The sequence below is a fragment of the Roseovarius tolerans genome (assembly GCF_028885395.1).
Lineage (GTDB): Bacteria > Pseudomonadota > Alphaproteobacteria > Rhodobacterales > Rhodobacteraceae > Roseovarius > Roseovarius tolerans.
This window is the reverse complement of record NZ_CP118494.1, coordinates 3,848,082-3,855,105: the sequence shown is the minus strand read 5'-3', so window position 1 is coordinate 3,855,105 and position 7,024 is coordinate 3,848,082. Positions and strand designations below refer to the sequence as shown.

Below are 7,024 nucleotides of genomic sequence, written 5' to 3'. Positions count from 1 at the left end.
GATACCCCGTTCCGCTGCTCTCTCGTATCCTCCAGACGGCTGATCCGCTGGAAGGCTCACTCGTGTTCGCGACCGACGTATAGGGCAAAGGACAGCCTGACCCGTTGCGCATGGCAACAGCCGCAGGATCCTCGGACAGATCATCGTATATTCCGAAAGACGCGGAACGCGACGGCCTGTCCCAAGAGGCCGTTGTGTCTTACGACTTTCAAAATACGTTTATATGGACAAAGCCAAAGCAGTAATGCTCGTTTCAGAAGCGGATCGGATCAATCGCGTCTGACCCTGCCTCTGTGCAGCCTGTCCCCCCAAGCGTGAATCGCAGGTCCGAAATTAGCAACGTCGCTGCCGTCTGGGCAACTGATCAATGCGCTTGACAGCGGCTTTGACAGAAAAGAATCTATCCGCCCCCGAAGGGTGCTGGAAAAACAAAAAGGCACCGCGCGTGGCGGTGCCTTTATCCTTCAACGACTTAGCTGAAAGCGTTAGCCGAGCGTCTTGACCCGCGATGCCAGGCGCGAAACCTTGCGCGATGCGGTGTTCTTGTGGAAGACGCCCTTGGTGACGCCGCGCATCAGCTCTGGTTGGGCGGCACGAAGTGCGGCAACTGCGGCATCTTTGTCACCCGAGGCAATCGCCTCTTCGACTTTGCGCAGGTAGGTGCGAATCCGCGAACGGCGGGCTTTGTTGACTTCAAAGCGCTTTTCGTTCTGGCGTGCGCGCTTCTTGGACTGGGGTGTGTTGGCCATGTGAATCAGACCCTTTCAAGGTTCGGTATCTAGGTGTGACGCACGGATACCCAACCGGGCCCCCGATCTCCGGGGTGATGATTCTTGCCTGAGCGGGCATCACGCGCATGTATGGCGGGCCTTTTACGCCGTTTGGCGCGGAATGCAAGCCCCCGGCTATTCGCCCAGCTTGGCGTGGACTTCTTCGAGGTCGATCTCGCCCTTCGGCATCTTGTTGGCGGGATTTTCGAAGTCGTATTTGAAGACCTCGAAATCGCGTTTGTAGATCTCGTAGACCAGATGCATCGACAGGTCGTCGAAATAGTCCTCGACCGGGTGGGCGCGCTTGGGTCCGTGGCCTTCGGATTCGTTGAAGCGCGGGATCGTCTTGAGGTTCACCTTGTGCGGCGTCTTGATGGATTTGAGCACATCGCCCATGCCGTCGTTGAACGCCTCGGTCCAGAAGATCTTGTCATAGGTGCCGCCATTGACGATGAAGGTCGAGACGTGGCCCGCCTGTGCCGACCAGTGGATGTCGGGCTCCATCGGGCGTTTGAAGCGGATCGAGTCGCGCGCGAACAGCAGGAAGCGGCGAAAGCTCTTGATCTGGTCGAACTCCTGCTTGCCGTCCTCGCCGCCGACCTCGATGCCGTATTTCTGGATCAGCATCGGCACCAGCTTGCCGCGGTAGCGTTTGCCGTTGCGCTGGATGCCGCAGATCTTGTCGAAGAAGGACGACAGGATGCGGGTATAGGGATTGCGCACGCAGGTGAAGGCATAGGAGGTATGGGTGCGCACATTGGCGTTGATCAGTTTCTGGCTGTCCTCGCGCGCCCATTTATGCAGCCCGGTGGTGGCATCGTGGATGTCGCCGTCGAAGAATTCACCGTGATCAGAGTAGTACATGATCTGCCCGATGGTCGAGCAGGCGCATTTCGGCACCACGCGGTAAACCACGCTCTCGCTCTCGGTCATCCATGTCCCTGGAAAGCCCATTTGTCGCTGCCTCCGCACGTCCCGGCCCGATTTTTATGGGCTCCATGCTTTGTAACCTGTTCAAAAAACCAAAGAAAGCCTGTTTATTCAGACGGTCTTCAAGGGTATTGCTATACACAATATCTGAAAAAAGGGTTGCACAGTTTCTGATATGGCAAAAATCGCGTTCATCCTGCTGTGCCATAAAGACCCCGAGGCGATCATCCGTCAGGCCGAGATGCTGACGGCTGCGGGGGATTACATGTCGATCCATTTTGACGCCCGCGCCAAGCCCGAGGCGTTCCGACAGATTCGCGAGGCGCTGGCGGACAACCCCAACGTGACCTTCGCGAAAAAGCGCATCAAGTGCGGCTGGGGCGAATGGTCATTGGTGCAGGCGACGCTCCATGCCGTTGAGGCCGCCGTCGACCAGTTTCCGCGCGCCACGCATTTCTACATGCTGTCGGGCGATTGCGCGCCGATCAAATCCGCCCGCTTCGCGCATGACTTCCTCGATGCGCGCGATGTCGATTATGTCGAAAGCTTTGATTATTTCGAAAGCGACTGGATCAAGACCGGGATGAAGGAAGAGCGGCTGATCTACCGTCATTTCTTTAACGAGCGGACACAGCCCAAGCGGTTCTATGCCGCGTTCGAAGCGCAGAAGCGGCTTCGGCTGACGCGCGAGATTCCGCATGACATCCAGGTTCAGATCGGCAGCCAGTGGTGGTGCCTGCGCCGCCGCACAGTGGAGTGGATCATTGATTTCACACGGCGGCGGCGTGACGTGATGCGGTTTTTCCGCACCACCTGGATCCCCGACGAGACGTTCTTTCAGACGCTGGTGCGCCATCTCGTGCCCGAGACCGAGATCGAGACGCGCACGCTGACGTTTCTGATGTTCACCGATTACGGCATGCCGGTCACGTTCTACAACGACCACTATGACCTGTTGCTCAGCCAGGACTATCTCTTTGCCCGCAAGATCAGCCCCGAGTCGCTGGAACTCAAGCGCCGTCTCGGCGCGCTTTACAATAACACCGAGGCCGCGTTCCAGATCTCGAACGAGGGGCGCAGCCTGTTCAAGTTCCTGACCGGGCGCGGGCGCGAAGGGCGGCGGTTCGCGCAGCGGTTCTGGGAGACCGAGAGCACGCTGGGCCGCGAACGTGAGTTGATGATCGTGGTGTGCAAGAAATGGCATGTCGCCAAGCGCCTCCTCGACCGGATCCGGCAAGTCACCAACCTGCCCGCGATCGAGTATCTCTTCAACGAGGAGGGCACCGCGCTGCCTGATCTGGGCGGTATCCAGGGCACCTTGGCCAAGCGCACCCGGCATCGCCGCGCGCTGATGCGAATGCTGTTCGACTATTACGAGACCGACCGCCTGATCGTCTGCATGGACCCGGGCAGCATCGACCTGTTGCAGGATTTCTGTGGCGACCGGTCAGTGACCAAGCTGCTGGAAATCCAGTGCCATTTCACCGATTCCTATCTCAGCGGTCACGCCATGCGCGTCGGCCTTGCCGGGGAACAGACCCCGTCCGAGACGCTGGAACGCCTGCTGCCCACGATCCGGGGCGACATGACCCATGAAAGCGACCAGATCCGCGATTCCGAATTCGAGAACCACCTGATCCTGCGCGAAAACGACGATGCCGCGCGCTATCCCGATCTGTTGTCCCGGTTCCTTGATATTCCGCCTGAAAAGGCGCAGGAAATCGTCGCACTCGACCATCTTTTTGCAGATTGAGGACGCCCATGTCTTATGCCTATGACGACCAGAACATCTTTGCCAAGATCCTGCGCGGCGAAATCCCGAACAAGACCGTGCTGGAGACTGAGCACACCCTTGCCTTCGAGGATATCCAGCCGCAGGCTCCGGTGCATGTGCTGGTGATCCCCAGGGGGGCCTATGTCAGCTACGATCATTTCGCGGCTGAGGCCAGCGATGCCGAGATCGTCGATTTCAACCGCGCCGTGGCGGAGATCTGCCGTCAGACCGGCGTGCAGCTGGGTAATGGCGGGTTCCGCGCGATCACCAACGCCGGCGAGAACGGCGTGCAGGAGGTGCCGCATTTCCACCTGCATATCATGGGCGGGCGTCCGCTGGGGCGGATGCTGCAAAAGATGTAGGGAGGCCGCTCTCGCTTGCGGTGCCGCAGTGCAGCGCCCATATCACCCGCGATTGCAGCGCGAACCCACAGGCAGGCCATGACATTTCGAAACCGTATCGGTGCCATTCTCGACACGTCGCTTTTCCAGAACGCCATCCTTGGCGTGATCCTGTTCAACGCGGTGATCCTCGGGATGGAAACCTCCGGGCCGCTCATGGATCGCGCGGGCGGGGTGATCACCCTGCTCGACAAGCTGTGCCTATCGGTCTTCGTGGTCGAGATCGTGGCCAAGCTCTATGCGCGCGGCGTTGCTGGGTTCTTCCGGCGCGGCTGGAACATCTTTGACTTCATCATCGTCGGCATCTCGCTGGTGCCCGCGACGCAAGGATTGTCGGTGCTGCGCGCGCTGCGCATCCTGCGTCTGTTGCGGGTAGTGTCGGTCGCGCCGTCGCTGCGCCGGGTGGTCGAGGGGCTGGTGACGGCGCTGCCGGGCATGGGATCGGTGTTTCTGCTGATGGGCATGATCTTCTATATCGGCTCGGTCATGGCGACCAAGCTCTTTGGCGCGGCCTTTCCGCAATGGTTCGGCGATCTGGGGCGCAGCGCCTATTCGCTTTTCCAGATTATGACGCTGGAATCGTGGTCGATGGGCATTGTGCGCCCGGTGATGGAGGTGTTTCCCTATGCTTGGGGCTTCTTCGTTCCGTTCATCATGGTCACGACCTTTGCGGTGGTGAACCTTCTGGTCGGTCTCATCGTCAACTCGATGCAGGACGCGCATCACGCCGAGGACGCGGAAAAGACCGACACCTACCGCGACGAGGTGCTGACGCGACTGGGGGACCTTGAGGCGCTCATTCGTGAGCGGCGCGATCAGGACGAGCGATAGCGCGACGGCGGCTGCCCGTATTCCGCGCGGTAGGCGCGCGAGAAATGCGACGAACTGGCAAAGCCGGTGGCAAGCGCCACCTCGGTCAGTGACAGGGCCGAATTGCGCAACAGGTTGCGCGCCTTTTCGAGCCTGAGGCGACGGTAATAGCCATGGGTGGTCTGGCCAAGATGCTGCCGGAACACCCGGTTGAGCTGTCGCGGCGAGAGCCGGGCGATCTGCGCCAGATAAGGCAGAGATAGCGGATCGGCGATATTGCCCTCCATCGCCTCGACCGCATCGAGAATTGCCGGGCTCTGGGTGCCGACACGCTCCACCAGGCTTGAGCGTTGCGGGCCGGTGGGCGGGCGGATTTCGGTATGCATGAACCAGTCGCTGACCTCACGCGCGAATGCGCGGCCGTGATGGCTGGCGATGAGTGCGTGCATCATGTCCATTGGCGCGGTGCCGCCCGCGCAGGTCATCCGGTCGCGGTCGATGACATAGAGCGTGCGCTCGATGCGCAGATCGGGCGCGACCTCGGCCAGGGCTGTGGCATATTCCCAATGCACGGTCATCCGCCTGTCGCCCATAAGCCCGGCGCGCGCCAGGATGATCGGCCCGCCCGAGACACCACCCAGCACCACGCCCGCCCGCGCCTGACGGGCGAGCCACGGGGTAAGGGCGCGGGCCGGGTAGGTGGCCGGGTCGCCCCCCGCCACGATAAAGAGATGATCGAGGTGGAGATCGTCAGCGAGCGTCGCCTCGGGCCTGACCTGTGCCGCGCCGGAACTGCACACCGGGTCAGGCGTCGGGGCGATATGGATCACCTCGTAGAGCGTGCGCCCCGCCAGCAGGTTGGCGGCGCGCAAGGGTTCGACCGTGGCGGCGTGCGACATCAGCGCGAAACCGGGGATCGGCAGGATGCCGATTCGCTGCGGGCCGGGGGTGTGTCGGGCAGGTTTGTCCATATTCATCATCTAAATGACTGTTTGGGGCAAGTATAGCCCCCGCAGATCGGCCATGATCACGCCAGAGCGAGCCACAGGACAGACCCGATGCGCTATTCCGCCTTGAAAATCCTCCGCGAGGGGCTGACCGGCAACAAGGGCTGGACACCCGCCTGGCGCGACCCGGAGCCGAAACCCGAATACGACATCGTCATCATCGGCGGCGGCGGGCATGGTCTGGCCACCGCCTATTACCTCGCCAAGGAGTTCGGGCTGCGCAATATCGCGGTGCTGGAAAAGGGCTGGATCGGGTCGGGCAATGTCGGGCGCAACACCACGATCATCCGCTCCAACTACCTGCTGCCCGGGAACGAGCCGTTCTACGAGATGTCGCTCAAGCTGTGGGAGGGGCTGGAGCAGGATTTCAACTACAACGCGATGGTCAGCCAACGCTCGATCCTGAACCTCATCCATTCGGATGCGCAGCGCGATGCCTTCGTGCGGCGGGCCAACGCGATGTTTCTGGCCGGGGCCGATGCGGAACTGGCCGATGCCGATCAGTTGCGCGCGGAACTCCCGTTTCTCGATTTCGACAATGCCCGCTTTCCGATCAAGGGGGGCCTCTATCAGCGGCGCGGCGGCACGGTGCGGCATGACGCGGTGGCCTGGGGCTATGCGCGCGGTGCCGATGCGCGGGGCGTCGACATCATCCAGAATTGCGAGGTCACCGGGTTCGACATCGAAAACGGCAAATGCCGGGGTGTCGAGACGACGCGCGGGGCCATTCGCGCGCGAAAGGTAGGGGTTTGCGTGGCGGGCTCCTCCGGCCGGGTGATGGCGCTGGCGGGGATGCGCCTGCCTATTGAGTCGCACGTTCTGCAGGCCTTCGTCACCGAGGGGCTGAAGCCTGTGCTTCCGGGCGTCATCACGTTTGGGGCGGGGCATTTCTATGTGAGCCAGTCGGACAAGGGCGGGCTGGTCTTTGGCGGCGATATCGACGGCTACAACTCCTACGCGCAGCGCGGCAACCTGCCGGTGGTCGAGGACGTGGCCGAGGGCGGCATGGCGATCATGCCGATGATCGGGCGGGCGCGGCTGTTGCGCAGCTGGGGCGGGATCATGGACATGTCGATGGACGGCTCGCCCTTCATCGACCGCACCCATATCGACGGGCTCTATTTCAACGGTGGCTGGTGTTACGGCGGCTTCAAGGCGACCCCGGCGAGCGGGTTGTGCTATGCCCATCTGCTGGCCAAGGACGCGCCGCATCCTGTGGCGACGGAAATGCGCCTCGACCGGTTCGCGCGCGGGCATCTGATCGACGAAAAGGGCATGGGCAACCAGCCCAACCTGCATTGAGGGCGCGCGCCATGCTTCATCTTGCCAAAA

Annotated in this window: 7 protein-coding genes; 4 read left to right on the top strand and 3 right to left on the bottom strand. The window is 61.6% G+C overall.

Annotated elements, in window-relative coordinates:
- Positions 1-485 precede the first annotated feature (485 nt).
- Positions 486-749, bottom strand: a complete 264-nt coding sequence (gene rpsT / locus PVU19_RS19330) for a 30S ribosomal protein S20 (protein WP_050661325.1) — start codon at positions 747-749, stop codon at positions 486-488.
- Between the two features lie 156 nt (positions 750-905).
- Positions 906-1,724 (bottom strand): sulfotransferase family protein, encoded by an 819-nt coding sequence (locus tag PVU19_RS19325; RefSeq protein WP_050661326.1) that lies wholly within the window; start codon positions 1,722-1,724, stop codon positions 906-908.
- Between the two features lie 151 nt (positions 1,725-1,875).
- Between PVU19_RS19325 and PVU19_RS19320 the strand changes: the two genes are divergently transcribed.
- The 3 genes from PVU19_RS19320 to PVU19_RS19310 all read left to right on the top strand — a co-directional run bounded on the left by PVU19_RS19320 (position 1,876) and on the right by PVU19_RS19310 (position 4,706).
- Positions 1,876-3,453: a DUF5928 domain-containing protein gene (locus PVU19_RS19320; RefSeq protein WP_050661327.1), complete on the top strand. Its 1,578-nt coding sequence runs from the start codon at positions 1,876-1,878 to the stop codon at positions 3,451-3,453.
- Positions 3,454-3,461: 8 nt separating this feature from the next.
- Positions 3,462-3,836, top strand: a complete 375-nt coding sequence (locus PVU19_RS19315) for an HIT domain-containing protein (protein ID WP_050661328.1) — start codon at positions 3,462-3,464, stop codon at positions 3,834-3,836.
- 78 nt (positions 3,837-3,914) lie between these two features.
- A complete protein-coding gene (locus PVU19_RS19310) occupies positions 3,915-4,706 on the top strand; it encodes an ion transporter (protein ID WP_050661329.1) in 792 nt (263 codons plus the stop codon).
- Here PVU19_RS19310 and PVU19_RS19305 read toward each other — a convergent pair.
- The gene (locus PVU19_RS19305) at positions 4,691-5,656 is read right to left on the bottom strand and encodes a GlxA family transcriptional regulator (RefSeq protein WP_050661424.1); all 966 of its coding nucleotides are present in this window, start codon (positions 5,654-5,656) and stop codon (positions 4,691-4,693) included. The genes PVU19_RS19310 and PVU19_RS19305 overlap by 16 nt on opposite strands.
- A gap of 87 nt (positions 5,657-5,743) precedes the next feature.
- Between PVU19_RS19305 and PVU19_RS19300 the strand changes: the two genes are divergently transcribed.
- A complete protein-coding gene (locus PVU19_RS19300; protein ID WP_050661330.1) occupies positions 5,744-6,994 on the top strand; it encodes a sarcosine oxidase subunit beta family protein in 1,251 nt (416 codons plus the stop codon).
- Positions 6,995-7,024 lie beyond the last annotated feature (30 nt).